The sequence below is a fragment of the Mesorhizobium sp. WSM4808 genome, assembly GCF_055811675.1.
On sequence record NZ_JBVVQX010000019.1, the window covers coordinates 46,820 to 72,019 of the forward strand.

Annotated in this window: 20 protein-coding genes and 2 pseudogenes; 15 read left to right on the forward strand and 7 right to left on the reverse strand. The window is 59.7% G+C overall.

Features of this window, described 5'->3' with window-relative positions; translation table 11 throughout:
- Nucleotides 1-532: 532 nt before the first annotated feature.
- From nifW to AC0L2U_RS28025, 13 genes are all read left to right on the forward strand, one after another.
- The gene (nifW, locus tag AC0L2U_RS27965; RefSeq protein WP_473602954.1) at nucleotides 533-910 is read left to right on the forward strand and encodes a nitrogenase stabilizing/protective protein NifW; all 378 of its coding nucleotides are present in this window, start codon (nucleotides 533-535) and stop codon (nucleotides 908-910) included.
- Nucleotides 911-1,068: 158 nt separating this feature from the next.
- Nucleotides 1,069-1,917 (forward strand): electron transfer flavoprotein subunit beta/FixA family protein, encoded by an 849-nt coding sequence (locus AC0L2U_RS27970; protein ID WP_473602955.1) that lies wholly within the window; start codon nucleotides 1,069-1,071, stop codon nucleotides 1,915-1,917.
- Nucleotides 1,918-1,935: 18 nt separating this feature from the next.
- Nucleotides 1,936-3,045 carry an electron transfer flavoprotein subunit alpha/FixB family protein gene (locus AC0L2U_RS27975; protein WP_473602956.1) on the forward strand — a complete coding sequence of 370 codons (1,110 nt, stop codon included), beginning with the start codon at nucleotides 1,936-1,938 and terminating at the stop codon, nucleotides 3,043-3,045.
- Between the two features lie 11 nt (nucleotides 3,046-3,056).
- Nucleotides 3,057-4,364, forward strand: coding sequence for an FAD-binding protein (locus tag AC0L2U_RS27980; protein WP_473564650.1), 1,308 nt, complete (start codon nucleotides 3,057-3,059; stop codon nucleotides 4,362-4,364).
- Between the two features lie 13 nt (nucleotides 4,365-4,377).
- On the forward strand, nucleotides 4,378-4,677 hold the full coding sequence (locus AC0L2U_RS27985; RefSeq protein ID WP_473564604.1) for a ferredoxin family protein: 300 nt from the start codon (nucleotides 4,378-4,380) through the stop codon (nucleotides 4,675-4,677).
- Between the two features lie 164 nt (nucleotides 4,678-4,841).
- Nucleotides 4,842-6,602, forward strand: coding sequence for a nif-specific transcriptional activator NifA (gene nifA / locus AC0L2U_RS27990; protein WP_473602957.1), 1,761 nt, complete (start codon nucleotides 4,842-4,844; stop codon nucleotides 6,600-6,602).
- 497 nt (nucleotides 6,603-7,099) lie between these two features.
- Nucleotides 7,100-8,581: a nitrogenase cofactor biosynthesis protein NifB gene (nifB, locus tag AC0L2U_RS27995; protein ID WP_473602958.1), complete on the forward strand. Its 1,482-nt coding sequence runs from the start codon at nucleotides 7,100-7,102 to the stop codon at nucleotides 8,579-8,581.
- 32 nt (nucleotides 8,582-8,613) lie between these two features.
- Entirely contained in the window at nucleotides 8,614-8,808 is a 195-nt protein-coding gene (locus tag AC0L2U_RS28000; RefSeq protein WP_027162783.1) for a 4Fe-4S dicluster domain-containing protein, read from the forward strand.
- 88 nt (nucleotides 8,809-8,896) lie between these two features.
- On the forward strand, nucleotides 8,897-9,199 hold the full coding sequence (locus AC0L2U_RS28005) for a nitrogen fixation protein NifZ (RefSeq protein ID WP_473602960.1): 303 nt from the start codon (nucleotides 8,897-8,899) through the stop codon (nucleotides 9,197-9,199).
- Nucleotides 9,196-9,408 (forward strand): putative nitrogen fixation protein NifT, encoded by a 213-nt coding sequence (nifT, locus tag AC0L2U_RS28010; RefSeq protein ID WP_027162785.1) that lies wholly within the window; start codon nucleotides 9,196-9,198, stop codon nucleotides 9,406-9,408. Before AC0L2U_RS28005 ends, nifT begins: the two co-directional genes overlap by 4 nt.
- A gap of 39 nt (nucleotides 9,409-9,447) precedes the next feature.
- Nucleotides 9,448-10,332, forward strand: coding sequence for an SIR2 family NAD-dependent protein deacylase (locus AC0L2U_RS28015; RefSeq protein ID WP_473602961.1), 885 nt, complete (start codon nucleotides 9,448-9,450; stop codon nucleotides 10,330-10,332).
- A 92-nt stretch (nucleotides 10,333-10,424) separates the two neighbouring features.
- Nucleotides 10,425-12,287: an ABC transporter ATP-binding protein gene (locus tag AC0L2U_RS28020; RefSeq protein ID WP_473602962.1), complete on the forward strand. Its 1,863-nt coding sequence runs from the start codon at nucleotides 10,425-10,427 to the stop codon at nucleotides 12,285-12,287.
- On the forward strand, nucleotides 12,287-14,191 hold the full coding sequence (locus AC0L2U_RS28025) for an ABC transporter ATP-binding protein (RefSeq protein WP_473602963.1): 1,905 nt from the start codon (nucleotides 12,287-12,289) through the stop codon (nucleotides 14,189-14,191). The genes AC0L2U_RS28020 and AC0L2U_RS28025 overlap by 1 nt, the downstream gene beginning before the upstream one ends.
- Nucleotides 14,192-14,346: 155 nt before the next feature.
- Here AC0L2U_RS28025 and AC0L2U_RS28030 read toward each other — a convergent pair.
- The 7 genes and pseudogenes from AC0L2U_RS28030 to AC0L2U_RS28060 all read right to left on the reverse strand — a co-directional run.
- Nucleotides 14,347-15,132 (reverse strand): annotated as a pseudogene (locus AC0L2U_RS28030) (transposase); the annotation flags it as partial.
- A gap of 23 nt (nucleotides 15,133-15,155) precedes the next feature.
- Entirely contained in the window at nucleotides 15,156-16,193 is a 1,038-nt protein-coding gene (locus tag AC0L2U_RS28035) for a type III secretion protein (RefSeq protein WP_473602965.1), read from the reverse strand.
- A gap of 203 nt (nucleotides 16,194-16,396) precedes the next feature.
- Nucleotides 16,397-16,618 (reverse strand): DUF4172 domain-containing protein, encoded by a 222-nt coding sequence (locus AC0L2U_RS28040; RefSeq protein WP_473602993.1) that lies wholly within the window; start codon nucleotides 16,616-16,618, stop codon nucleotides 16,397-16,399.
- Nucleotides 16,619-16,859: 241 nt separating this feature from the next.
- A complete protein-coding gene (locus tag AC0L2U_RS28045; RefSeq protein ID WP_473602966.1) occupies nucleotides 16,860-17,888 on the reverse strand; it encodes an LLM class flavin-dependent oxidoreductase in 1,029 nt (342 codons plus the stop codon).
- Between the two features lie 87 nt (nucleotides 17,889-17,975).
- Nucleotides 17,976-18,631, reverse strand: a pseudogene (locus tag AC0L2U_RS28050) (aminotransferase class I/II-fold pyridoxal phosphate-dependent enzyme).
- Nucleotides 18,632-18,853: 222 nt separating this feature from the next.
- On the reverse strand, nucleotides 18,854-20,638 hold the full coding sequence (gene nifA, locus AC0L2U_RS28055) for a nif-specific transcriptional activator NifA (RefSeq protein ID WP_473602967.1): 1,785 nt from the start codon (nucleotides 20,636-20,638) through the stop codon (nucleotides 18,854-18,856).
- A 73-nt stretch (nucleotides 20,639-20,711) separates the two neighbouring features.
- Nucleotides 20,712-20,996 (reverse strand): hypothetical protein, encoded by a 285-nt coding sequence (locus AC0L2U_RS28060; RefSeq protein ID WP_473602968.1) that lies wholly within the window; start codon nucleotides 20,994-20,996, stop codon nucleotides 20,712-20,714.
- A 787-nt stretch (nucleotides 20,997-21,783) separates the two neighbouring features.
- Here AC0L2U_RS28060 and AC0L2U_RS28065 point away from each other — a divergent pair.
- Both AC0L2U_RS28065 and AC0L2U_RS28070 read left to right on the forward strand, forming a co-directional pair.
- The gene (locus AC0L2U_RS28065) at nucleotides 21,784-23,079 is read left to right on the forward strand and encodes a dicarboxylate/amino acid:cation symporter (RefSeq protein WP_473602994.1); all 1,296 of its coding nucleotides are present in this window, start codon (nucleotides 21,784-21,786) and stop codon (nucleotides 23,077-23,079) included.
- A gap of 277 nt (nucleotides 23,080-23,356) precedes the next feature.
- Nucleotides 23,357-24,421 carry a LacI family DNA-binding transcriptional regulator gene (locus AC0L2U_RS28070; RefSeq protein ID WP_473564649.1) on the forward strand — a complete coding sequence of 355 codons (1,065 nt, stop codon included), beginning with the start codon at nucleotides 23,357-23,359 and terminating at the stop codon, nucleotides 24,419-24,421.
- Nucleotides 24,422-25,200: the final 779 nt, after the last annotated feature.

Consider the following 25,200-nt stretch of genomic DNA (forward strand, 5'->3'; position numbering starts at 1 on the left):
CGAGCAGGCTCCCGGCGTTGCCTCGAGGGCGGAAAGCTTGCGACCGCCGGCTCGCGGCAGCCGGCTTGCCTGGGATCGAGATCGGCACGCGGTCATGGGGACTGACGGTTCGAGGCAATCTGCGCCGTGGTCGTACGGAGGGTCTCGGTGCGCTCACGACATGGTGCCGGATGACCTCACAGGACCTCCATGCGTCAGTCGAGAGCGGCGTCTGCGCCCTCAATTTGTCTTCCATCGGATATGTGCAGCTGCCACCAAGCGGGCTCAGGGAAGGAGCGCTACAGCTCATCGAGCAGATGGTCGGGGGCGGCCGCGACCGGCTCTCAAGGCGCGTAATCCGGCCTCTCTTGTCACTGGTGCTCGCGCCAGACCTCAGTGTGGCCGAGCGCCAGGCAACGAGGCCAGTTGTGTCGACGAGGCGATTGCCGCGTCTGGCTGAGCCGCATTCGTTCATCAAACCGCGGCTTTCGGGGCTGCATGTCGAATGTGCGACGAACGCACAAAACCACCGTTTCCGACAAGGGAGAATGCAATGAATTGTTCCGCTGACAGCAGTCCCATCGACGTCACCAACATACTCACGCGCCTGAAAGGCCTCTCATCTGCCGAGGAGTTCTTCGCTGTCCTTGGCGTCACGTATGATCCGAAGGTGCTCAATGTCTCGCGTCTGCATATCCTCAAGCGTGTGGGCCAATACCTTGTCGAGGAAGATTTCTCCGGCCTGCCCGACCAGGTGATCGCCGCGCGCATGCGCGCCATGCTGGTACGCGCCTACGAGGAATTCGCGATTTCCTCGCCGCTCACCCACCGGGTTTTCAAGGTGCTCAAAGACCATGATCCGGACAAACCTCACACGCCAGGCCGCACATTCGTTCCGTTCGACACGGTCCTGAAGCGGTTCGGCGAATAAGCCACATAGTTGCGACGCGACAATGTCGACAAACCGACAATTCGGACGTCGAAACCGGGGGCTTCAATGGACACGGGCGCCCGCAAAATGCCTGGCACGAATGATGCAAACAGGAACGCGCACCGCCAGCCCGCATCGGGATAACGCAGAGAACGCCAATGCATATCGTCGTCAGCATCAAGCAGGTGCCGGACTCGGCACAGATACGGGTCCATCCGGTGACGAACACCATCATGCGCCAGGGCGTGCCGACCATCATCAACCCTTACGATCTGTTCGCGCTGGAAGAAGCACTCAGGCTACGCGACGCCTATGGTGGGGAGGTCACCGTGTTGACCATGGGTCCACCTATGGCCGAGGACTCCCTGCGCAAGGCGCTTGGCTACGGCGCCGATCGCGCGGTGCTTTTGACCGACCGCTACTTTGCCGGTTCCGACACGCTGGCCACCTCCTTTGCTCTTTCCCAGGCAATCGCGAAGATCGGCGATACGTTCGGCACGCCGGACGTGGTCTTCACGGGCAAACAGACGATCGACGGCGACACCGCCCAAGTCGGGCCCGGCATCGCCAAGCGTCTCGATCTGCTCCAACTCACCTATGTCGCGAAAATCGCCTCCATTGATCTCGCCTCAGGCGAGATCACGGTCGAGCGCCGCTGCGAAGGCGGCACCCAGAAGCTGAAGAGCAGGCTGCCATGCCTCATCACCATGCTGGAAGGCACAAACGAGATGCGCCGGGGCTCGATCGAAGACGCGCTTTGCGCCGCCCGCAGCCAGATTGTGAAATGGAGCGCGGCCGAGGCCGGCATTGAAGATCTCACCAAATGCGGCTTGCGTGGCTCGCCGACGGTCGTCAAACGCGTTTTTGCCCCTAGCGCCCGGTCGGAAAAGGCCGCGCAGATTGAGACCGCGGAGAAGACACTGCGCGATGTCGCCGACGAACTGATCGGTGCAATCTTCACCCGCCAGCCGGCGCTGGAACCGGAACTCGCCTTCGAGGGCGCGTGACGGCAAGGAGCAGACCATATGTCGAGCACGAACTCAGACGCCCCTCGGCAGCCCCCCGGCCGTGCCGGGATGAAGAAAGAGCTTCCCGAGCGTTTCAGGGACTATCGGCACGTCTGGGTTTTCATCGAGCTCGAACGCGGCCATGTCCACCCGGTATCCTTCGAGCTGCTGGGCGAGGGCCGCAAGCTGGCGGACGAACTTGGCGTCCAGCTCGCGGGTGCTGTGCTCGGACCCCCGGGAGATGCCACCCAGAACGCAGTCGCCGAGGCCTTCGCCTATGGCGCCGATCTCGTCTACCTCGTTGAGGCGCCGCTGCTCGCCGACTATCGCAATGAGCCTTTCACCAAGGCGATGACGGATCTGGTTGATACTTACAAACCCGAGATCCTGCTTCTGGGCGCAACCACGCTCGGCAGGGATCTCGCCGGGTCCGTCGCAACCACCTTGCTGACAGGGCTAACCGCCGACTGCACCGAACTCGACGTGGATGCTGACGGTTCGCTCGCCGCGACCCGCCCGACTTTTGGCGGTTCCTTGCTATGCACGATCTACACGCTCAACTACAGGCCGCAGATGGCGACGGTGCGACCGAGGGTCATGCCAATGCCGCAGCAGACCGACAGAGCGATCGGGCGTGTCATCCCGCACAAGCTGTCGCTCGCCGAGGACGACATCGTCACCAAGGTGCTGGGATTCCTTCCGGATAGCCAGTCGGGCATCGCCAATCTCGCCTATGCGGACGTGGTCGTTGCGGGAGGGCTTGGTCTCGGCGGAGCGGAGAACATGCAGCTTATAAAGAGTCTCGCGCGCGTGATAGGCGCCGAATTCGGCTGTTCGCGGCCCCTGGTTCAAAAGGGCTGGATGTCGGCCGATCGGCAGATCGGCCAAACAGGCAAGACAATCCGGCCAAAGCTTTACATAGCGGCCGGCATTTCCGGCGCCATCCAGCACCGCGTTGGAGTTGAGGGAGCCGATCTCATCGTGGCCATCAACACCGACCCGAATGCGCCGATTTTCGATTTCGCTCACCTCGGGATCGTCACCGATGCGGTGCGCTTCTTGCCGGCTTTGATCGAGGCCTTCACCCGGCGGCTGTCACCACACAGTCGCGACAAGCTTGCGAGCTAAGGCAGATGCAGATGATCAAGGAAGAGTTCGACGCCATTGTCATCGGCGCCGGAATGGCCGGGAACGCAGCTGCCTACACTTTGGCAAGCGATGGCTTGAATGTGCTCCAGTTGGAGCGAGGTGAATATCCGGGTTCTAAGAATGTCCAGGGTGCCATCATGTATGCGAACATGTTGGAGAAGATCATTCCGGATTTCCGCGATGATGCACCTCTCGAGCGGCATCTGGTTGAACAGCGGTTATGGGTTATGGACGACACCTCCCACACCGGAATTCACTATCGGTCCGACGACTTCAACGAGGTAAAGCCCAATCGCTATACGATCATCCGTGCCCAGTTCGATAAATGGTTTTCGCGCAGGGTGCGGGAGGCCGGTGCGACCGTTTTGTGCGAGACCACGGTGACGGACCTCGTCCGCGATACCAAGGGCAAGGTGATCGGCGTCCGCACGGATCGGGCTGGCGGAGTGATCTACGCGGACGTGGTTGTTCTTGCAGAGGGTGTCTGCGGACTGCTTGGCACACGGGGCGGCCTGCGCAAGATGCTGAAGCCGCAATCCGTTGCGCTCGCAGTCAAGGAAATGCATTTCCTGCCCGAAGAGGTCATTGAGCAGCGGTTCGGCGTGAAAGGGGGTGAAGGCTGTGTGATTGAAGCAGTCGGCACGATCTCCCGCGGCATGGCCGGGCTCGGGTTCCTCTACACCAACAAGGAATCGATCTCACTGGGCATCGGCTGCCTCGTCTCGGATTTCGCCGCCAAGATGGAGAGCCCGTACGCCCTTCTCGACGCATTCAAAAACCATCCTTCGGTCCGGCCGCTGATTGCCGGTTCGGAGGTGAAAGAATATGCCGCGCATCTCATTCCCGAAGGTGGCTACAAAGCAATTCCGCAGCTCTTTGGCGACGGTTGGGTGGTTGTCGGCGATGCCGCGCAATTGAACAACGCCGTTCACCGCGAGGGCTCTAATCTTGCCATGACCTCGGGCCGCATGGCGGCGGAGGCTATCATCCAGGTCAAGAGACGCAACGATCCTATGACCAAGCGAAACCTGGCCCTATACAAGGCAATACTGGACAAATCCTTCGTGATCAAAGACCTGCGGAAATACAAAGACATGCCCGCTTTACTGCACACAAACGCCTCCAATTTCTTCACGACCTACCCTTGGTTGATGTCGCAAGCCGCGCAGAATTTCATGCGTGTCGACGGCACGCCAAAGATCGAGAAGGAAAAGGCGACGACGGCCGCCTTCATCAAGGCGCGCTCGCGCTGCGGGCTGATCAGCGACGCGGTTCGCTTGGCGTTGGCGTGGCGGTGAGGGCACTGACGACATGGCGAACCCGGTGACGAAATCACGTGTCGAAGACAAGCTTTACCAGAACCGTTATTTGGTGGACCCCGGCCGTCCGCATATAAAGGTGCGACCGCACGAGCAACCGAGCGCAAGTCTGCTCGCGCTGACCCACGTCTGTCCCGCGAAATGCTATGAGCTGAACGACAAAGGTCAGGTTGAAATAACCGCCGATGGCTGCATGGAGTGCGGCACCTGCCGCGTTTTGTGCGAGGCCAGCGGCGAGATCGAATGGAACTATCCGCGTGGTGGCTTCGGCGTCCTCTTCAAGTTCGGATGATCGGCCTTGGCACCCGTTTCAGTGGGTGTGCAGCTGTGCACCCCGAAATTCGACGAAGCGCAATCTTGTCGGCACCATCGCGCCCCAAGTGCGGAGGGGTGAAACGTCCTGAACTGATGGTGCTTGGGAGGAGCACCCCTGACCACAACCGCTGAGGTCTTTCCATGGCTCACATATCCCCGGATCGGGTCAACGAAGCAGGACGTCGAGACACCTTCCGCAAACCCGCCAGTGAGGGGATGTTCGAAGCAGATGACTGGCTCAGGGGACTCTACGAGCTCTCGAAGGCGCTGATGGCTCCCACCCGGCTGGAGGTTACGCTCACCGACGTCGTGAACACACTCCCGTCATTTGTGCCAATGCGTCATGGAGCCATCTTTGTCCTTGAGTCAGAAGGTGAGCCGGAGATCGCCGCGAGTGCTGGCAGCGGCGCCCCATCAGGCACGCGTCCCGTCATACCAAAGGCCGCAATAAATCAAATTGTCGCTACCGGCACGCGGCTCGTCATCGCGGACCTCAGCACGTCCGAGTTTTTTCAGAGCGACCTTCAGACACGTCCTGGCGTCAATTTTCTCCCGATGGCCTTTATCGGCGTCCCGGTTAAGGCCGAGGACAGGATCCTTGGGACGTTGTCGATCGTAAGAGACAACGCCTGCGGGTCCCGCTACGATGAGGACATCTGCTTCCTGACGATGGTGGCCGACCTCGTCGGCCGCACCGTTCGCCTCCATCGCGGCTTGACCAGCGATCGTGAGCGGCGCGTCGATGAGCTCTGGGGAGCGGAGACTTCGTCCGATGAGGCCCGGACCGACGCGGTCCCGCGTGCGCCTGTCAGAATTGATGGGATCATCGGGGAAAGCCCCGCACTCAAGCAGGTGCTCGAAACAGTCTCCATTGTAGCAAGGACGAATTCCACCGTGCTTCTGAGGGGCGAGAGCGGCACCGGCAAGGAGTTTTTCGCGCAAGCCATACACAGGCTCTCGCGCCGGCGAGCGAAGTCTTTCGTCAAGTTGAACTGCGCCGCACTGTCCGAAAGCGTTCTGGAGTCGGAGCTATTCGGACATGAAAAAGGTGCCTTCACAGGGGCAATTTCCCAGCGCGCCGGCCGTTTTGAGCTGGCAAATGGGGGAACGCTGCTCCTCGACGAAATCGGCGAGATTTCGCCTGCCTTCCAAGCCAAGCTGTTACGCGTCTTGCAGGAAGGCGAACTGGAGCGTGTCGGTGGTAGCAAGACGCTGCAGGTCGACGTGCGACTTATATGCGCCACCAACAGGGATCTCGAATCGGCTGTCGTAAACGGGGATTTCAGGGCCGACCTTTATTACCGCATCAATGTGGTGCCAATCATCCTGCCTCCGCTCAGAGAGCGGCCGGGGGATATTCCTCGGCTTGCGAACGCCTTCCTCGAGCGATTCAACAAGGAGAACCATCTCGAACTCGCCTTCGCGCCGCCGGCGCTCGAGTTTATCTCGCAATGCTACTTCCCCGGTAACGTCCGCGAATTGGAGAACTGCATACAAAGGACGGCTACGCTAGCGCGTTCAAGGACAATCGCTCCATCGGACTTTGCCTGCAACAATAACCAATGCCTGTCCTGGCTCCTTTGGAAAAGAGCTGATCATTCGCACAGCGGCAATACCGGCAACCAGCGCTTTCGAAGCAATATGATGCCCGCCGGATTGCCGATGCCGGGCGGGCGTTTCGGCGCCCCGCAGGACAACGTGCGACCCCATACTGCCGACCCTGCAAAGGAGGATCCCGCTCTCCCCGCAATAGGCCCGCGCCTGACGGAACGCGACCGGCTGATCGATGCGATGGAGAAGGTGGGCTGGGTTCAGGCCAAGGCCGCTCGTGTCCTCGGCGTCACGCCGCGACAGGTCGGGTACGCTTTGCGCCGACACGGTATCGAGGTGAAGAAATTTTAGCATCCTAATGACGTGGAGAACGAGAACACTGCGCCAGCTACGCGAACTGTGTCGGAGCCCAGGCCAAAGTAGCGCGAGCGTGTGATGCGGTCACGCCCCCTTTATCCCCTGCCCTTTCCGTCGTCTTGCCGATCGCAGAAAGGAGAGCCCCACCCTCCTGGATCGGAACCCTGCAGACTCAGTCGAGCAGTGGCAACTTCACCACGGACGAATGCGCGTGGCCGAGAGCCGGCTGAGCGGTCGGCGCGCGTGATCGCCCTCGGCGCAACTCCGACCGGTCTTCCGACGAGCATGTTGTCTTTCTTGAACTGATTGTCCGGCCACAGTCGTCTTCCCCTCCTTCTAAGCGTGCCCCTGTTAGAAGTCCGACAAAGCTATGTCGGAGCAACTCCACGATCTCAGACGCGGAAACCCAATTCGTGAGCTAGCGCCACGTTTTGAGTTGGCATTGCTCTTGCGCTTCGAACGGCGACGTTAACCCGTAATGGAGCCGCTCAATGGCCGCACCGGCGATTTCAGTTGAGAGCCTGACCGGGGCGAGGGTCTCCGACCGGTTGCTGGTGAGTGCCCAGTCGGGTGGTTGCACATCTTCCTCCTGCGGAGCGTCGACAGGGCCGGACGATGTGGATCCGACCATCTGGGACAAGATCAAGGACCACCCGTGCTTTTCAGAAGAGGCGCACCACTATTTCGCGCGCATGCACGTCGCCGTCGCCCCGGCCTGCAATGTCCAGTGCAACTACTGCAATCGCAAATATGACTGCGCCAACGAAAGCCGGCCCGGGGTTGTCTCGGAAAGGCTGACGCCCGATCAGGCAGTACGCAAAGTGATCGCGGTCGCCAATGAAGTGCCGCAGCTTTCGGTGCTTGGCATCGCCGGACCGGGTGATGCCTGCTACGACTGGGAGAAGACGAAGGCCACGTTCGAACGCGTCGTCAGGGAAATCCCCGACCTCAGGCTTTGCGTCTCCACGAACGGGCTCGCGCTGCCGGACCATGTCGACCAGCTTGCCGACATGAATGTCGATCACGTGACGATCACAATCAACATGGTCGATCCGGAAATCGGTGCAAAAATCTATCCCTGGATCTTTTACGGTCACCGCCGCTATTGCGGCGTCGAAGGCGCCAGAATCCTGCACGAGCGGCAGATGCTGGGGTTGGAGATGCTCAGCGCACGCGGCATCCTCACCAAAATAAATTCGGTGATGGTCCCTGGAGTGAATGACCAGCACCTGATTGAGGTGAATAAGTGGGTCAAGCAGCGCGGCGCGTTCCTCCATAACGTCATGCCTCTGATCTCGAACCCGGCGCACGGCACCCACTACGGGTTGACCGGACAGCGTGGCCCAAATGCAATAGAGATGAAGGCTCTTCAGGATCGTCTCGAAGGCGGCGCCAAGTTGATGCGGCACTGCCGGCAGTGCCGGGCAGATGCCGTCGGCCTGCTGGGTGAAGATCGTGGCCAGGAATTCACGATGTCCCACATCCCCGGTGAGCTCACCTACGATGCCGGCAAACGCGGAGCCTACCGGGAGCTGGTCGCGGGCGAGCGCCGTGATCACTTGGCGGCCAGAACCGAAGCGCTCGGAGTGGTGAAGACATCGATGTCCGGGAAGTCCCTTCTCATCGGGGTGGCGACCAAAGGCGGCGGCCGCGTCAACGAACACTTCGGCCATGCCAAGGAATTCCAGATGTATGAAGCCTCGACGCGCGGGATCAACTTTGTCGGGCACCGCAAGGTTGAGCAGTATTGCCTCGGGGGTTGGGGCGAGAAGGCCACTCTCGACGGGGTCATCGCTGCGCTGGAAGGGGTGGACGTCGTGCTTTGCGTCAAAATCGGGGACTGCCCCAAGGATCAGCTCGCGGCCGCCGGTATCCGAGCAACCGACGCTTACGGCCATGACTACATCGAAACGGCAATCGGCGCGGTTTACGCCGCCGAGTTCGGCGTCCAGGCACGCGCGGCGACGGCCTGAACCCACCTCATCTACTCGAATCAGGAGTCAAAATGGCTTTCAAGATCATCGCATCCCAATGCACACAATGCGGCGCTTGCGAATTCGAATGCCCGTCGGGCGCTATCAAGTTCAAAGGCGAGAGCTACGTGGTCGAGCTGCAGAAGTGCACCGAATGCGAGGGAGCTTTCGAAACGCAGCAATGTGCTTCGGTGTGTCCTGTGCCGAAGACCTGCGTTCCTGCCTGAGTCCACGGTTACCCACACAAGTGCCTGCCCCCGGGAATGCCTGCGCGCCTCATCAATGACAGTAGCCCTAGAGAACCAAGGATCCGCCATGTGGCTCGCACGCGAACAGGAGGTGGAAATCCGCAGACCTCCCCAATTTCAGCCGGGAGAGCGGGTTCGTGCGACTCGTCACGTTAGGAATGACGGCACCTATCCTGGCAGGGAGATCGGCGAAAATTTGGTGCGCAAGGGTGAAGAGGGTTATGTGCGCGACATTGGCACTTTTCTCCAGCAGTTCTTCATCTACGCGGTCGAATGGATCGACCGTGGGACGGTCGTGGGCATGCGAGCGCGTGAATTGATGAGCCTGGACAAACCCGAAGAAAACGCCAAACAAGGAACGGCCGGATGAAAGTAATGATCCGCAGGACCGATTCGGGATTGTCGGCGTATGTCCCCAAAAAGGATCTCGAAGAGCCGATCATCAAGTTCGAGAACCAAGACCTCTGGGGCGGGGTCGTAACGCTCAGGAACGGGTGGCGGCTCCTCCTACCCGATCTTCCGCCGCATACGCGCCTGCCAATCACCGTCGAGGCAAGGAAGCTTCCCGGCGAGGACTGATGCTGCCCCTTCAATGAGAGGCGTCAAGAGGAAAAGAGCATGAACACGATCCCGACTTCGGGCCACCTCGTCGTCGTGCGGGACAGTTTCGCCCGAAAGCTGCTTGAGCTGGCCAGACAAGCGCTCGTCTCGGATCAGGTGATCCCATATCTCGGTCCGGGTCTGCTGCAGCTAAGCTCAGCGGAGTCGGCTGTACCGTGTACCCCGGAGGCCGTCGCCGCCGCGCTCAACACGCGGGCGCCAGCCCCCTCGAAGATCCGCACCAACATGTGGTCAGTCGCGCAATTCATCGAGCAGCGCCGGCATCGCCGCACACTTCAAGCCTGGATGACAGATATATTCGCCGGGCCGACGGCGCCGACGCTCCTGCACACATGGCTCGCAAAGCTCCCGCTCTCCCTCATCATCGACAGCTGGTACGAAGGCGCCATGAGGGCGGCGCTGGCTGAGACCGGGCGAACCGACGTTGCCGAGATACAAGGCGTCACGCGGGCGAACGAAATTCGCGACATCTGGACCAGAACCTACGATTTGTTCGGAAAGGAGCTCGAGGCCGGAGCAGCGACAGAGACGGTTCTCTATGCGCCTCACGGCAGTATCAGGCCGGCCGGGAATTTCCTCATCGCCGACTCTGATTATGTCGAAGCCCTGACTGAAATCGATATCCAGACGCCCATTCCTGACGTGGTCAAGGAACGACGCGTCCACCGAGGGTTTTTCTTCGTCGGCTGCCGCTTCAATGATCAGATGCTGCGCATCTACGCCAGGCAGATCATGAAGCGCTCGGAAGGCCCCCGTTACGCGATCATGGATGGTGAAACGCTGACCAGAAACGAGGCCCGTTTCCTTGCGGCAAGCGGAATCACGGTGATCGACATGCCAGCGAGCGAAGCCGTGGCGCAACTCGCCGGCTCAGCGTCTTGAGCCGATGGTGGCCAGGATCACCTTGGAGGCAATCTTTGGTGTGAGTCGACCGGCTCGCTTCCGAAGGCACAAAATTCAGTCGGGGACATTCTGTGGGCAGTGATGCTGTTGGCGCGACCCTTCTCAAATCTTCCGCGCATGTGAAAGCGGCCGCGTGGGGCGGGGGCTTGAACATACTACTGCGCATTACGCGCATCAATTTGAGGCACCCGTGGCAGGTCGCGCTAGCTATCGGTTCGACGATCATAGCCGTGATCCTGCAGTTGCTAATTCCGTGGCTTCTCGGCTGGGCTGTCGACCAGACCCAGGTGGCAATCGGGAGTGATCTCACGGGGGAGGCCGCAGAACAAACGCTCTGGACTCTGGCTCTCCTGCTGCTCGCAGCGAGTTTGCTGCGCGGCCTCTTCACGATGGCGCAAAACTATTTTTCCGAAGCCGTCGGGCACCACGCCGCGTACGAACTGCGACTGGCTTGTTATGAGAAGGTCCAGCGCCTGAGCTTTTCCTTTCACGACCGGGTGCATTCAGCCGACCTGATCACCCTCGGCATCCTCGATCTCGACGGCGTGCGGATGTATTTTTCCACCGCTCTGGTTCGGTTGCTTATGCTAATCATGCTGATTGGGATCGGCGCGGGCATGATGATCTCTACCGACCCGGTGCTCGGTCTCATCGCGCTGAGCTTCATGCCTTTCGTGGCCTGGCGGTCGTCGGTCACACAGCTTAAGCTACGCGCTATCTGGCTCGAGCTGCAGGAGCGGCTTTCCGTCTTAGGCCGCGTTATGGAGGAAAACCTCGCGGGCATCCGCGTTGTCCGGGCGTTTTCGGCACAAGCCTATGAAATGGTAAAGTTCGACCGCGCCTCGAAAAATGCGCTCAAACTCGCCCACAAGCAGGTTAACGTTTATGTGACCAATACCTCGGCAATGACCCTCGCCTTCTTTTTCGCCATGGGGTTGGTTCTTTGGATCGGTTGCAACAAGGTCATCGCCGGCCAGATCAGCGTTGGAACGCTGACGATGTTTCTGACGTTCATGACCATACTGCAAATGCCCGTCCGCCAGATCGGGCTGATGGTGAACGGCTTCGCCCGCGCTTACACTTGCGGTTCGCGTGTATTCGGTCTGCTCGACCAGGACATCACGATCAGTGATGCTTCCGGTGCAAGACAGCTCGAGATCAGCGAAGGCACCCTGCGCTTCGACAATGTCTCGTTTGCATATCCCGGCGCCGGAAACCGCGTTATTCTGAAGAACATCACGTTTAGCGCCCATAGGGGCGAGACGATCGCGATCGTGGGTCCGCCGGGTTCGGGAAAATCGACCATCGCTCACTTAATTCCTCGCTTTTATGACGTGACTGGCGGCACCATCATGCTTGACGGGCAGGATATCCGCAGGGTGACCCTGGCTACGCTTCGCAAGGCGGTCGCCATCGTACAGCAGGATGCATACCTGTTCACCACCACGATCGAGAACAACATCGCTTATGGCGACCCCTGGGCGAAGGAACAGCGGATTGAACGCGCTAGCGAATCCGCCCAGTTGCACAATTACATCCTTGGCCTGCCCGCGGGCTACAAGACGGTCGTCGGCGAACGTGGTGGATCTCTCTCCGGTGGCCAGCGTCAGCGTCTCACCATAGCTCGCACGATGATGTTGCGCCCATCAATCGTCGTTTTCGACGACTCAACGGCCGCGATCGACGCCGCCACAGAGCAGCGCATCAGCGCGGCGATAGGGCGTTTCGCCAAAGATAGGGTGACGATCATCATCGCGCACCGGCTGAGTTCCCTCAAGCACGCCGACCGGATCCTGTTTGTCGACAACGGCGAGATCGTGGAACGCGGCACCCATCAAGAGCTTTTGGCCAAGCGAGGACGCTATAAGGCCCTTTATGATCTTCAGTTGCGCCCTGGAGATGACATCGCGACCACGTTTGGAGGCGCGCCCTGATGCCCAAGCGGCACGCCAACGAACTCGAAGTCGAACCGAATGATAGCGGTAGACGTCCTCCGCGCGCGGTCGTCGGGTCCCATCGCATCGAGGAGGAGATCTTTGGCCGAGCTTTTGACAAGAACATCATTCGCCGCATATGGGCCTTCGTTCATCCCTACCGAGCCATGGCGGTCGTCTCGCTTGCCACATTGTTGATTTTCACTGGCACGCAGCTTCTTATCCCGCTGATCATCCGCTACGCCATCGACCACGCCATAACTCCCGCGGGCGCTGATGCCTCCGCCCTGCTTAAGGCCGCCGTCGCGTTTGCGCTTGCCATTCTGGTTAATTTCGGGGCCGCTTACGCGCAGGAAACCGTGGTAGGGAAAATGGCCGAGAGCGTCCTTTTCGACATTCGCCGCGCCATGTTTGCCCATCTGCAGAAGGTATCGCTCTCCTTCATGGACAAGACCGAGGTAGGACGCCTGATGTCTCGCCTTCAGGGCGACGTCAACTCTATCCACGAATTTCTCGAAAACTCGATCTACTCCGCGGGCGACATTGCGCTTCTCCTCGGCATCATTTTTGTAATGCTGTCGGTCAACTTCAGCCTCGGCTTTCTGACGCTCTCGGTCTTACCGGCCCTGTTAATTATTCGCATCGTGTGGCTGCCGCGTGCTCGCGAGGCCTTCATGGCTGCGCAAGAGACCAATTCAGTCGTCAACGGCGCATTGGCCGAAGCGATTCAGGGCGTGCGCACCGTCCAGTCCATGGACCGCCAGTGCGTAAACTTCGTATTGTATGACGATAAGGCACATGCCGACCTCCGGACTCACCTGACTGCTGCCAGGTATGCACAGGTCATGGTCCCGATCGTCGATGGCCTCACCGGTCTCGCCATGGCCGTCGTCATTGTGGTCGGCGGCTCCATGATTATGAATGGCCGCATCGGTGTAGGCGTATTGGTGGCCTACATATTCTATATTCAACGCTTCTTTGATCCAATTCGCTCCCTTACCCTGCAGTATTCAGTCATGCAGCGCGCGATGGCCTCCGGCAAGCGCCTGATCGATGTGCTCGACGTCAAGGTGGAAGTCCAGGACAAACGGGATGCGAGGGTCCTTTCGCCGGAAACTGACTGCTCGGTCGAGTTCAGGAACGTCACGTTCGGCTACGAGCCCAACCATCCGGTGCTGAAAAACGTCTCCTTCCGGGTCAATCCCGGCGAGACGGTCGCATTAGTCGGGCCGACCGGCTCTGGCAAATCGAGCGCGATGGCCCTCGTTCACCGCTTCTATGATGCTCAGCAAGGCCAAGTGACGGTCGGTGGACATGATGTGCGCGATCTCGCACAGGAATCGCTAGGCAACCAGATCGCCATGGTGCTGCAGGAGCCGTTTCTGTTCACCGGCACGATCTTCGAGAACATCCGCTACCACAAGACGGAAGCCACGCGGGACAAAGTGATCGAGGCCGCCAAGGTGGTCGGAGCCCACGCTTTCATCATGAGCCTTCCCGACAGGTATGAAACTCAACTCGTCGAACGCGGCGGCAATCTTTCTCTCGGCCAGCGCCAGCTTGTCAGTTTCGCCCGCGCTCTCGTCGCCGACGCCAAGATCCTCGTTCTTGACGAGGCCACCGCCAGCATCGACAGCTACACGGAAATGCTGATCCAGAAGGCCCTCAGAAAGCTCCTTGAAGGCCGGACTGCGCTTGTCATCGCTCACCGTCTCGCCACAATCCGAGGTGCCGATCGTATCATCGTGCTTCAGAACGGCCGGGTTATTGAGACCGGCAACCATGAAAAACTGATGGCTATGGGCGGGCTCTATTCCAAACTCTATAATCTGAACTACTCGTCATTTGACGATATTCCCGAAGAGGGAGCCGATCCGAACGGACAAGCCGCCTCTCGTACCTGATGCTCCTTGCGAGCCGTATCTGATCGTCTAGCCCGCGCGCTCGTCCCTCCGCATGTGGCTCCAGCCGACGGGAAACATCTCGAGTGACACGCAGCAATCGTGAAGAATGATTGGCCATCACCGATCCAGGCACAACTACAACAGGACGCCCGCGGTTTCCCGCCCAACACTCGCCTTTCGCTCTGTGTGATGATGCGTTCGATCAGCGGCCGATAGTGGCAAACCTGAGCTTGCCAAAGTTCGACGAACGGAGTGGTCGCCACCGCCAACCCGCGCCGCTGCCTGCTGCAGATAGGCCAGTGTGGCGCGGATGATCCCGATCAGCTCACGGTAGAGTTCGACGCGGTTGGGTCGACCACGTGTGAACTGGATCTTGCGGGCACGCTTCTTGGCCGCGCGGCAATGATCGCGCCATGCCAAACCTGCGCTGCCGATCAAGGTATGAGCGTCCTTCAACAGGCGCGCCATGACCCGGACTGCGTCCCACAGCAGGCTGCTGTCGCTCGGTTCGTGCGTGAGTGCTGAAGTCACGGTGCTGTCCAGCCGCACGACAGCGCCGTCTTCCGGCTTTGCCCGCCGGGCATTGGTCATCAGCACGCGATTGATCGCTTCCCAGCTTTCGGACCGGATCGCGCTGATCGTCTTTTGCAGCACCGACTTCTGCGGGCTCCATGACCGCGGCAGGCAGGCAAAGGCTCGAACGACGCGGAGTCCTTGAGATGGAACGCCAGCTCCTGGCAGCTCAGCTGGCGGTACTGCTTGAGCAACGCGCAACGCAAGACGGCTTCGGCGGGCAGACCTTGCCGTCCCCGGGTGGCCTTGACGTCGTCTCGACCCAGGTGTCGGGCCACCAATCCGAGCAGATCACGATGTTCATCCAGCCATTACGACATCGCTTTCAGCTCGTGGCCGATCTCGTGTGTCACGAAAAGATCGAATATGCTGGCTTACCATGGCCCAGACCTCAACGGCCGGAGCGATCTCTGCTTCTCGAGGCAGCCATCAGGTCGTCTCGGGCGTGACTGAAGTCGCGGTCTATGGCCTGTCCGACTAGACCACCCCGCCGCAGCTGTTCATAGGAGATTTGCGTACCTGTCGCACGGACTTCAGCCTCAAGACCTGCTATGTGGCCGTCCAGATTCGTATTCCGTTCCTCTGCTGCATGCTGCGGCGGAGGCATGTGCGGCAAGATATCTTGCATGCCGGGAACTGCTTGAGCTTGGGCCTCTTGATTTGCGTCGAACTGGTGATACGCCGCCAATTCCGGCGGCTCGACAGGAGGCCGGGGCAGCGAGTCCAGTTGGTTGGCGGCCACCAGAACTGATTCCACTGCGTCTTGGTGCGTGCACAAGGAAGGATCCATTCCGTAGGCTTCCTGAATCATCCGTGATGCGATTTCCCTTTGTTGGTCTTCAGGAATACGGGACAATGCGTTGCGTACACTTTCGGCGAACTCGGGTGAGATCACCTGTACTTCTGCATATTTCTCCCACGACACGGGTGCGTTTTGCTTCCGGCGCAAATCGTTGGCAGTTTGTTCATTTGTGTCCGGGTGCACGAACGGAATCAACCCCTCAACACGGTTTTTCAGGAATTCGGCGGTGCTTTTGTCCATCGACCAATGACCTTCCCTGGCCGGCACTCCGCTCCATGCGCTGTCTTTCAACCGAACAGCGGGACCGTTGGCCCAGGCATCCATGACAACGGTCGACCTCGGGTCGCGGCTTCCGCGCCGCAGTTCGTTCCAAATGTGGCCCGTCTTAACTGGGATCTCATCACCTTCGTCGGTTATCTCCTTCATTGACACGGAAGCACTAGAGGTAATACTCCGCTCGTCGGCCGCCATGTGTGGGGCGTGGACGATAGCGGAAAGGGGAGCGGTCTGATTGCAGCACGCGGCTCCCATGACTACGGCCACGGCAACCTTAATGTTGTGGTCTGCTCCCATCATTGCAACCGACGATCCGATGCCGTTGTGGCCGTGAGAGGGAATGTCGTCCACCTTAACGTTTCCCCGGCCATGCTTGAGCAGCAGGCGAACGTCGTGAACTGTTTGCCCCGCTGTCGCGAGTCTTGTCGGGCTCGTGACGTCGTCACCGACGACACATGCTCCCATATGGTAGGCGGCCTGCTGGATCTGATGTGGCTCCAGAGGAGCATCTCCGCCCCGTCGCAACCTGTCGGCAGGCGTTCCCAGGGAGACTCTCAGCGCTGATATGCTGCCCTCAATCCCCGACGCCGTTGATTCTCGCGGCGACTCTTCCGTGTCTGTGGCATGTCGAGTCGATCCGGAGGATTTGGAGATGCAAATTCCCATAGCTGTTCACCTGTAGTGGAGTTTCTGATCGCGAGACTCTCGCGGTTGAGGTACTCGCCTTCGATTGCTGAGGTCTTCAAGGCCTCTTCGCTGATAAGATCGATGCATATCTGGTCGCGGTCGTTAGAATCGACGTGCGGAAAACACCCAGGAACTCACCCGATCGCAGCAGGAATTCGCTTTCCAGCGGTTCCAATCGGGGCGATTTCTTAATCGGCGGGCCGGTCGCTCCAACTGTCCACGGCCTCCACAAGCGTGCCCGCCCTCCCACACACCAAGCACTATGTCGGCATCATGCGCGGGACCGGTGCGCCGAGAAATTCGACTCCGAACGCGGAACGCGCATTTCCGTCAGGTAACTTGAGCCATGATTTCAGATTGGATCGCCCTGGCGGTGTATAGCGAAGCGTCTAAGGGCAGATTCCCAAATGCAAGTTGGCAAAGTAGATAATTAGCACCGGCCTCTTCGAGCTGATCAAGAAGAGCTTGTCGCGCGGAAGATGCCGTCCCCACCACGCACAACTCGCTCTCGATTGCTGCATCCAAGCTCAGCGGCAGATTTGGGGGCGTCTGGAACGCATTAAGGTCGTAGAGGAACCTGAAGCTCTTGAGCCATCGTTCGTAAGCGGGTGCCGCGAGCGCATGTGCATCCGTTTCCGATCGCGCGATCACGACCATTCGGAGCATCCCAAGAAATGGATGTCGCTCGTCCGCGTCGGCACTGCGCTCCAGGCAGGCTCGGAAGGCATCCGTAATTCTGCGAACCGAAGAGGCCGGCCCCAAGCACGCGATGTTGGCGCCACTGACAGCGGCCCAGGTGGCGGACTCCGGTCTATTGGTGGCGATCCATGTCGGTGGATGGGGGCGCTGATGCGATCTCAGCGTCAAAGGGACGTCATTCAACTCAAAATGGCGGCCACGATAGGACAGCGTGTCGCCCTTCATCGCCTTGATGAGGATTTCGCTGGCTTCCGCATAGTGACCTAGCGCCGCCTCCGCAGCAATCCCGAAGTAACCCAGTTCGACCGGGAGAGAGCCGCGCCCTATACCCAGTTCGACCCTGCCACCGCTCAATTGATTGAGCATGCAGATCTCCTCGAAGGCACGCAGCGGATGATAAAGGGCAAGGAGCATTACCATCGGGCCGACGCGAAGGTGCCGGGTGCGTTGGACGACGCTGGATAAGAACAGATTCGGCGATGGCCCCATCCCGTGCGGAGTGCAGTGGTGCTCTGCCAGATGATATGCGTAGAAGCCAAGCTCGTCGCACGCCTCTGCCAAACTCAGGCGATCGGCGTATTGCCGCGCAATCTCGCAGCCGTCCTCGTTGAGATGGTCGAATATGCCGAAGGTTAGGCCGCCGGGGAAGGCATTCTTCACGAATTTTCTCCAACTCTTAGCAACAGTTCGTGGCTCGCTATGGTGCAAGCAAGTTCAAATTAATGGTGCGCTGAAATCGCCGGAGAACTACCGACTGGCTAAGGCAGAAGCAGCGGCCGCCGAGGGCCGGCACAACGGGATCGTTTCCTTCGCCGTTGCAGCTATCTCTGTGGCGACCTCGAGAAATTCATCCATCTCGGCTTTTGTACCGATGCTGACGCGGATGTAATTTTCCAGCCCTGCATCCTCAAAGAAGGCAACGAGTATCTTTTGCCTTTCCAAGGCTGCTTGCCACCATGAGCCTTCCTGCCCCGCTGGCACACGCGCTAGCAGGAAATTTGCGTGAGAAGGTATTACGGAAAATCCGAGTTTCGACAGGGCCACCGTCACTCGCCCGGCGATAACATCGCCATCCTGTCTCCTGGAACCAGGAAAGCTCTGTAGATAAGCCCGAGCAGTTCAGACGATCCGTTTCCGGCGATCACCTGATCCTTCGAGACGCCGTAGGCTTCCGACGCTGCTTGCCTCAAGCTGGCGTTGTCGTCTTCTGGATATAGATATTGCTGTCCGAGAGCAGCCATCGCACTTTGCATTATGGCTTCCGGCAACGGAAACGGGTTCTCGTTCGTGTTTAGCTTGACGCAACAAGGATCCGACGCCGGTTTGTCGCACAGCAGAACATCCAACTGTCTCGCGACTTGCGAAAGGGAAGAAAGCACAGCTTGAAGTTTTGCATCAGACATTAATTTTTCTCCGTTTCTGGTTCCGTGTGTCGGGCACGAGTTGGGATTGAGACATGGGCTGGACCACCGAAAGCGCCGCCGTCGGACCGCTCGTGGGGACTACCGTGGGGGCAGCGCGGCCTATGGGATCGGATCGGAATTGGACGAGCACCGCATCACTCGTCTCAAGGCGCCAAGGCACGAATGCTTTATTGTCCCAGATGCTCGGCTCCGGTGATTTGTTCAAAGACGCTTGATCTCGATGCCGTATTTCCTCAACACGTAGCCAATCTGGCGCGGCGTCAGTCCGAGCAGGCGTGCCGCCTTTGCCTGAACCCAGCCACATCTCTCCATCGCCTGGATGACACGTTCGGCATCGGCCATTTTTGCGGAGTGGACGACCCCAGCTGCGTTCAGCGGCGGCTGCCCTAGGGTGTCTGATGGGGCTGCGACGGCGGCAGAGCTAACCCCCGCAGCCGGCGATGCGGCCCGATCCAGTGGCAGCGCCCCGATGGGCGAAGGTTGCAGCGCGACTTTGCCAAGTTTGCAATTATGCAGCGCCTCGGCGAAGCATTTGCCCTGGCAGCATGCAAAGTCCTCTTTCCCGATTGATGGCCCCGCCGCCAGAACCGCGGTCCGATACACGCAATTTTCCAGTTCGCGAATGTTGCCGGGAAAGTCGCAGTTTATCAGCACTTCGATTGCGCTCGGATCGAACGTCAGCATAAGGCCGTTCTCATCGTTGAAATTCTTGAGAAACTCAGCGGCAAGGAGCGGAATATCGCTGCGCCTTTCGCGTAGCGCCGGCACCAGCAACGGAACAACACTGATGCGGTAGTAGAGGTCGGCACGGAACTCGTTTCTGGCAACTGCCTCTTCCAGGTTCTTGTTCGTGGCGGCGATGATGCGGACGTCGACTTTAATGGTCTGGTTGCCCCCAACGCGCTCAAACTCCTGCTCCTGCAGCACGCGCAACAGCTTTGCCTGGAACGAGGCCGAAATCTCGCCGATCTCGTCTAGGAACAATGTCCCCTTGTCGGCGAGCTCAAAGCGCCCCTTGCGCGAGTTGAACGCGCTCGTGAATGCACCCTTCTCATGGCCGAACAATTCGGATTCCAGCACAGTCTCGGGCAGCGCCGCGCAATTGAGCTTGATGAAGGGCCGCTTGGCGCGCGGGGACAATTCGTGGATAGCCTTGGCGACCAGCTCCTTGCCGGTACCGGATTCGCCTCGCAACAGAACCGCAATCTTGGCCTTGGCTACGAGCGCGACCTTCTCAAGCAAACCGCGCAAGGCCAAACTGTTGCCAATCATCCCCTCCACGTGAGTGTTACGCTGCGGGGCCAGGCGCTTCTGCTTTGGCAGGGAGTCCTGCCTTGCCGTCGGTTGCTCGCGGTCGCCCTCCAAAGAGCGATGCGACTTCACCGTCTGCCCTACCAAGTTGGCGATTAGCGGGAGCAGACAAAGGCCGTAGTCGAGCCAAACTCTGGAACCATGCCGCAGTGCGTGGTCGATGGTCAGCGTGCCCACGACATTTGCATCGACGCGAATGGGAACGCCGATGAAGGATACTGGTATGTCGTCGCAACCCCCGAGCACGTCCCTGTCGACGGCGGTGAAAGCCGAATGAACCGCGATGTTCTCGGTGGCCAGCGGCTTGTCCGTTGCCAAAACCTGGTCGATTGCATTCCGCGGCAGGTAGGTCCGGCAGCGCTCACTGCAGCTCTCGGCCCGGTCGGCGCCTGCGATGATTTCCAGTTCGCCGTCAGCGTCGACAAGTGAGATGAAGCCGTGCCGCATCTGAAGAAACGATCGCAGCAGATCTACGACCTTGGCCAGCCTGACCTCGAGCGCGGAGGAGGCGGTGAGTGCTTTCGAAATTTCGTGGATGCCGGCAAGCGCGCTCGCGCGCGACGGCAGAATGGTGGGTTCCCAGTCGTCCCTTTTGGAGTCTTGGAGTGATATGCAGCTTGACGAAGTCTCCTCAGCACTGTCTTCAGCTCGGCGACCATTGTTCTGATCTGACATGTCATCCTCGATCTTGGGCCGCGACAGCAACGCCGCGCCACCTGGATCTGCGATGTCCCCCGGCGCAGACGCATCAGATGGCATCAGGACCCAAGCCACCGATGGCCGGCAGCAACAAGAATGTCTTCGCCACACGAGCCGCCAAATAATCGGCGAACTTGCTCGCGCCTGGGAGCCGCTTGCCGGAACGCTTGAGACGTTGATGCGGGTAGTCGTGATGTGTCGGCGGCAGTGCGCCAGATTTCCGCAGGTGACATACTGCCTTGCATAGGATCAAGATTGGGTCATGGTTCTGGGCGTCCGTCAGGCCCTGACCAGGGGCAAGCACGAAAGAGGCCGGAGGCAAGGCTTGATGCATGGCTTGGCTATCCTTACTGAACGGAGGCGCGGCTCAGGCTCCGGAGCGCAACCACACGTTGCCCTACAGAGCGGGAATGAGGATGGCTAGTCAACCGAGCTTTTCTTGCATTTATGAAAGGAAAGCAGGAGGACATGATAGAAATCCATCAACTGAGACTTGCCGACAGATGGACGTCGAACAGCAAAGCTACCCCGGCTTTCAATGCCCGGCGCGCGAAGCCTGCTGATGTCGAAGCTTGCGGGATGCTGTCGGCATTGAGACGGCTTGGGCACACAGTACGGCTAGAAGTGTCGTCGAGCGGCAAAGGTGTTGGCGCTATGAAGCATCTTGTGACTCGCATCGATGCGCGCCAGGTCCGGCGAACTATTCGGTCGTATAAACGACCCGTCGGGTGGTCGTGGCTGCAGCGGAAGAGCAGTTAGAAACCGGTCGTGTAGGGAGTCCTCCACTGCCGCCCGGCAGGGTCGCAAGTGCGACCAAGATGCGAACGGGCACCGCGGATCCCGGGATACCGACTTGTGGCTACCAAGCTTACAGCCATGGGTGCAAAGCTGGGCGTAAGGGCGGGATTTCGCCCGAGATGACGGCAAAAGTGCGAAAACCCGCACAACCAGCCCTTACTGAGGCTGCCTCACCGAGCGGAGGAATACGCGTATTTGGGCGCGCCTCAACTTGGCACAAGACTTGCGGCGACATGCCAGCAGCGCGTGACCGGAGCGCCGCGATGGGAGAAGCGCGGGAAGGGAGGAGGCCCAGCCCGATTCGGTCAGGGAGAGAAAAGCTGTTGGTTTCACCAATCCGAAGCGCGGGTCCAACGCCCCGCAAGGCCTTGTACGCGCAGCTCTATGTTCAGGTGCTTACCGCCATCGCGCTGGGTGTCGCAGTTGGGTATGTCTACCCGGACGTCGGCGAGAGCCTAAAGCCGCTCGGCGATGCCTTCATCAAGCTCGTCAAGATGATCATCGCGCCGGTGATCTTTCTAACCGTGACGACCGGCATTGCCGGCATGAATGACCTCAAGAAGGTCGGCCGGGTCGCCGGCAAGGCAATGATCTATTTCCTCACCTTCTCGAGCCTCGCATTGATTGTCGGTCTCATTGTCGCAAACGTCGTTCAGCCAGGTGCCGGAATGAACATCGATCCGGCCTTGCTCGATGCCCAGGCCGTGAAGGGCTATGCCGCCAAGGTCCATGACCAGTCGGTGACCGGCTTCCTGATGAACATTATTCCATCAACGATCGTTAGTGCCTTCGCGGACGGCGACATCCTGCAGGTCCTGTTCTTCTCGGTTCTGTTCGGAGTCGCTCTCGCAATGGTCGGCGAGAAGGGCAAGCCTGTGCTTTCGTTGCTTCAGGCGCTTCTCGCGCCGGTGTTCAAGCTGGTCGGCATCCTGATGCGGGCTGCGCCTGTCGGCGCTTTCGGCGCCATGGCCTTCACCATCGGCAAATTTGGCATCGGTTCGGTGGCCAACCTCGCCGTGCTGGTCGCGACGTTCTATTTCACCGCCTTCCTCTTCGTCTTCGGGGTTCTTGGCGCGGTCTGCCGATATAACGGCTTCTCGATTTTCGCTCTCGTGCGCTACATAAAGGAAGAGCTGCTGCTGGTCCTGGCAACGTCCTCCTCGGAGGCCGCGCTGCCCTCGCTGATGGAGAAGATGGAGAAGGCCGGCGCCAAGCGTTCCGTCGTGGGTCTCGTCATCCCCACTGGATATTCCTTCAATCTGGACGGCACCAATATCTACATGACGCTCGCCGCCCTCTTCCTGGCGCAGGCGACGAACACGCACTTGTCGGTTTATGACCAGATGCTGCTATTGCTCGTCGCGATGCTTTCCTCGAAGGGTGCCGCAGGTATAACAGGCGCCGGCTTCATCACCTTGGCCGCTACGCTTTCCGTAATACCAAGCGTTCCCGTTGCTGGGATGGCTCTGATCCTGGGCGTGGACCGCTTCATGTCCGAATGCCGAGCGCTGACGAATGTGGTCGGCAACGCGGTGGCCTCGCTAGTTGTCGCACGCTGGGAAGGCGAACTGGACGAAACGCGCATGAATTCCGCCTTCAGGGGTTGGCCGAGAGATTAAGAGCCCCTCGCCCGGCAAGATTGCTGCAGCGCGACCAACTCGCCGGGCTCATCAGCACCAACAATCGGCTCGCTGGTCTACACAGCGCTTCGCGGGGCCACAGATCAGAAGCACCAAACGCGGTGAGGACAAGAAGCATGGACGCCCTGAGAAAACGGACCGTAGACCGAGAAGCGCCCAGGTGCGCATGGAGCGCTGTTCACTGTATGGGCCGTCGATCGGGGAGGATGCCGAAATCTTCAGGTTGCCGCCGCAATTCATCGCCGGGATGCACCTGATGACGGAGAGCCAGCCGATCAAAATTGGAGCAACGGCAAAGCGCCCTACAATTGCCGATCTCGCCCGCGAAGCCGGGGTGAGCGTGGCAACGGTCGATCGGGTCCTGAACGCTCGCCTTCCGGTGCGGGAGGAGACCGTGCGGCGCGTTCACCACGCGGCCCACGCGATCGGCTATCATAATGCGGGACTTATCAAACAGCGCATGCGACAGGACCTGCCGCGCTACCGGCTGGGCTTCATCTTGAGAAAACCGTCCCAGCATTTCTACCGGGAGTTCGCGCGCGAGGTCGAGGCGTCTGTCAGTTCGGCCCACTGCTTCCACGGCATTCCGCTCATCGAATTCGCGCCGTCACATTTGCCGGGGGATCTGACGGCACTGCTTAAGGATCTGGGTAGCCGATGCCACGCCATCGCCATGGTGGCGCCAGACCACCCGAAGATCACGGCAGCAGTCGAGGAGCTCAAGGCGAAAGGCATCCCGGTCTTTTCGCTGCTTTCTGACTTCGCCGCGGGCGTGCGCGAGGGTTACATAGGTCTCAACAATCGCAGCGTGGGTCGGACGGCAGCCTGGATGTTCTCCAAGGTCGCTAAACGGTCCGGCAAGGTGGCCGTGTTCGTCGGCAGCCACCGTTTCCAGGGTCATGAGCTGCGGGAAAGCGGATTTCGCTCCTACTTCCGTGAGAATGAGCCGGCATTCGAGGTGCTGGATACGCTCGTCAATCTTGAGAAGCGACAGATCACTTACGAGGCGCTGCTGGATCTTGTGCACCGGGAACCTGAGCTCGTCGGCTTCTACATGGCCGGCGGTGGCATGGAGGGGGCTATCGCCGCGCTCCGGGAAGAGGGCAAAGGCCAGGATCTCGTCGCGATCGTGAATGAGATCACGCCGGAGTCGCGGGCGGCCCTCGCGGACGACATTATTACGATGGCGGTGGCGACGCCGCTGCGCCGACTTTGCCAGGAGCTGATGTTGCTGATGGATCGCGCCATCAAGACCAGCACCGCGGACGCCCCGGGGCAGACATTTCTCCCGTTTGACATCTACCTGCCGGAAAACATCTGAAATGATGCGAACTATAGCCCTGGCATTCCTTTCATAAACGCCGCAGTCCACTGCGCTGGGGACGGTGTGCGTATTTCAAATGAAGTGTACGCTCTGCTCATTCAGATCGAGGGCAAAGCCGTGCTGGGGGATCTCTTCAACTCAATAAGTTAGATGAAGCTGAGCGTGCAGCTCTTACAAAGGAGCTCCGTCAATTGTGGACGCTGCATTCGGATGCATTCCGCCCCTCGCGTCCGTCAAGGCGCCGATCGTTTGCTGGACGAAGCATAACGGGTCCACCAAAATGGCTCTTTCGCTTTATGCGGTGTCCCGAACAGGAGCGGCGCGTTGAAGCCTGTCATGCACGCAGCTGCCGGACGACGCTCCTGCGAGCTCGACGCGGTTCATGTCCTCCACTCTCCCCGCGCCCCAATTCCGGCAGTTGTCCGTTCCTCGGCGCAACCGATGGCGGTTCTCTGTTTTAATCAGCAGGCTAGCGTCGGTGGCAGCGGCCTTCGCAGGTATGCCGTCCTGCACTGCCAACGCAGATTGGATCACAGCTCTTGAGCAGCTCCTTTCAGTTCCGATGTCAGCCCTCGTCGCTCTGCCCTTGAAAACACGGGAGATAGCTTTTGCATGCTGCGGGAATCCACCACCTCCTCGTCCGACATGGCATTGCCTACTTGCTCCCAGGTACTCATAGGAACCGCTCTGTTCCGGAGTGTGCGTCGCCAGCAGGGCTTGCTCGGGCGCTCGGATGCATATAGCTCGGCTACAGAAGAGGCGGCCAGACCTTCATT

Bases quoted from the DNA above. Each gene is read 5' to 3' on its own strand.
- nifW (WP_473602954.1), top strand. From the start codon at position 533: ATGAATTGTTCCGCTGACAGCAGTCCCATCGACGTCACCAACATACTC.
- AC0L2U_RS27970 (WP_473602955.1), top strand. From the start codon at position 1,069: ATGCATATCGTCGTCAGCATCAAGCAGGTGCCGGACTCGGCACAGATA.
- AC0L2U_RS27975 (WP_473602956.1), top strand. From the start codon at position 1,936: ATGTCGAGCACGAACTCAGACGCCCCTCGGCAGCCCCCCGGCCGTGCC.
- AC0L2U_RS27980 (WP_473564650.1), top strand. From the start codon at position 3,057: ATGATCAAGGAAGAGTTCGACGCCATTGTCATCGGCGCCGGAATGGCC.
- AC0L2U_RS27985 (WP_473564604.1), top strand. From the start codon at position 4,378: ATGGCGAACCCGGTGACGAAATCACGTGTCGAAGACAAGCTTTACCAG.
- nifA (WP_473602957.1), top strand. From the start codon at position 4,842: ATGGCTCACATATCCCCGGATCGGGTCAACGAAGCAGGACGTCGAGAC.
- nifB (WP_473602958.1), top strand. From the start codon at position 7,100: ATGGCCGCACCGGCGATTTCAGTTGAGAGCCTGACCGGGGCGAGGGTC.
- AC0L2U_RS28000 (WP_027162783.1), top strand. From the start codon at position 8,614: ATGGCTTTCAAGATCATCGCATCCCAATGCACACAATGCGGCGCTTGC.
- AC0L2U_RS28005 (WP_473602960.1), top strand. From the start codon at position 8,897: ATGTGGCTCGCACGCGAACAGGAGGTGGAAATCCGCAGACCTCCCCAA.
- nifT (WP_027162785.1), top strand. From the start codon at position 9,196: ATGAAAGTAATGATCCGCAGGACCGATTCGGGATTGTCGGCGTATGTC.
- AC0L2U_RS28015 (WP_473602961.1), top strand. From the start codon at position 9,448: ATGAACACGATCCCGACTTCGGGCCACCTCGTCGTCGTGCGGGACAGT.
- AC0L2U_RS28025 (WP_473602963.1), top strand. From the start codon at position 12,287: ATGCCCAAGCGGCACGCCAACGAACTCGAAGTCGAACCGAATGATAGC.
- nifA (WP_473602967.1), bottom strand. From the start codon at position 20,638: ATGTCAGATCAGAACAATGGTCGCCGAGCTGAAGACAGTGCTGAGGAG.
- AC0L2U_RS28060 (WP_473602968.1), bottom strand. From the start codon at position 20,996: ATGCATCAAGCCTTGCCTCCGGCCTCTTTCGTGCTTGCCCCTGGTCAG.
- AC0L2U_RS28070 (WP_473564649.1), top strand. From the start codon at position 23,357: ATGACGGAGAGCCAGCCGATCAAAATTGGAGCAACGGCAAAGCGCCCT.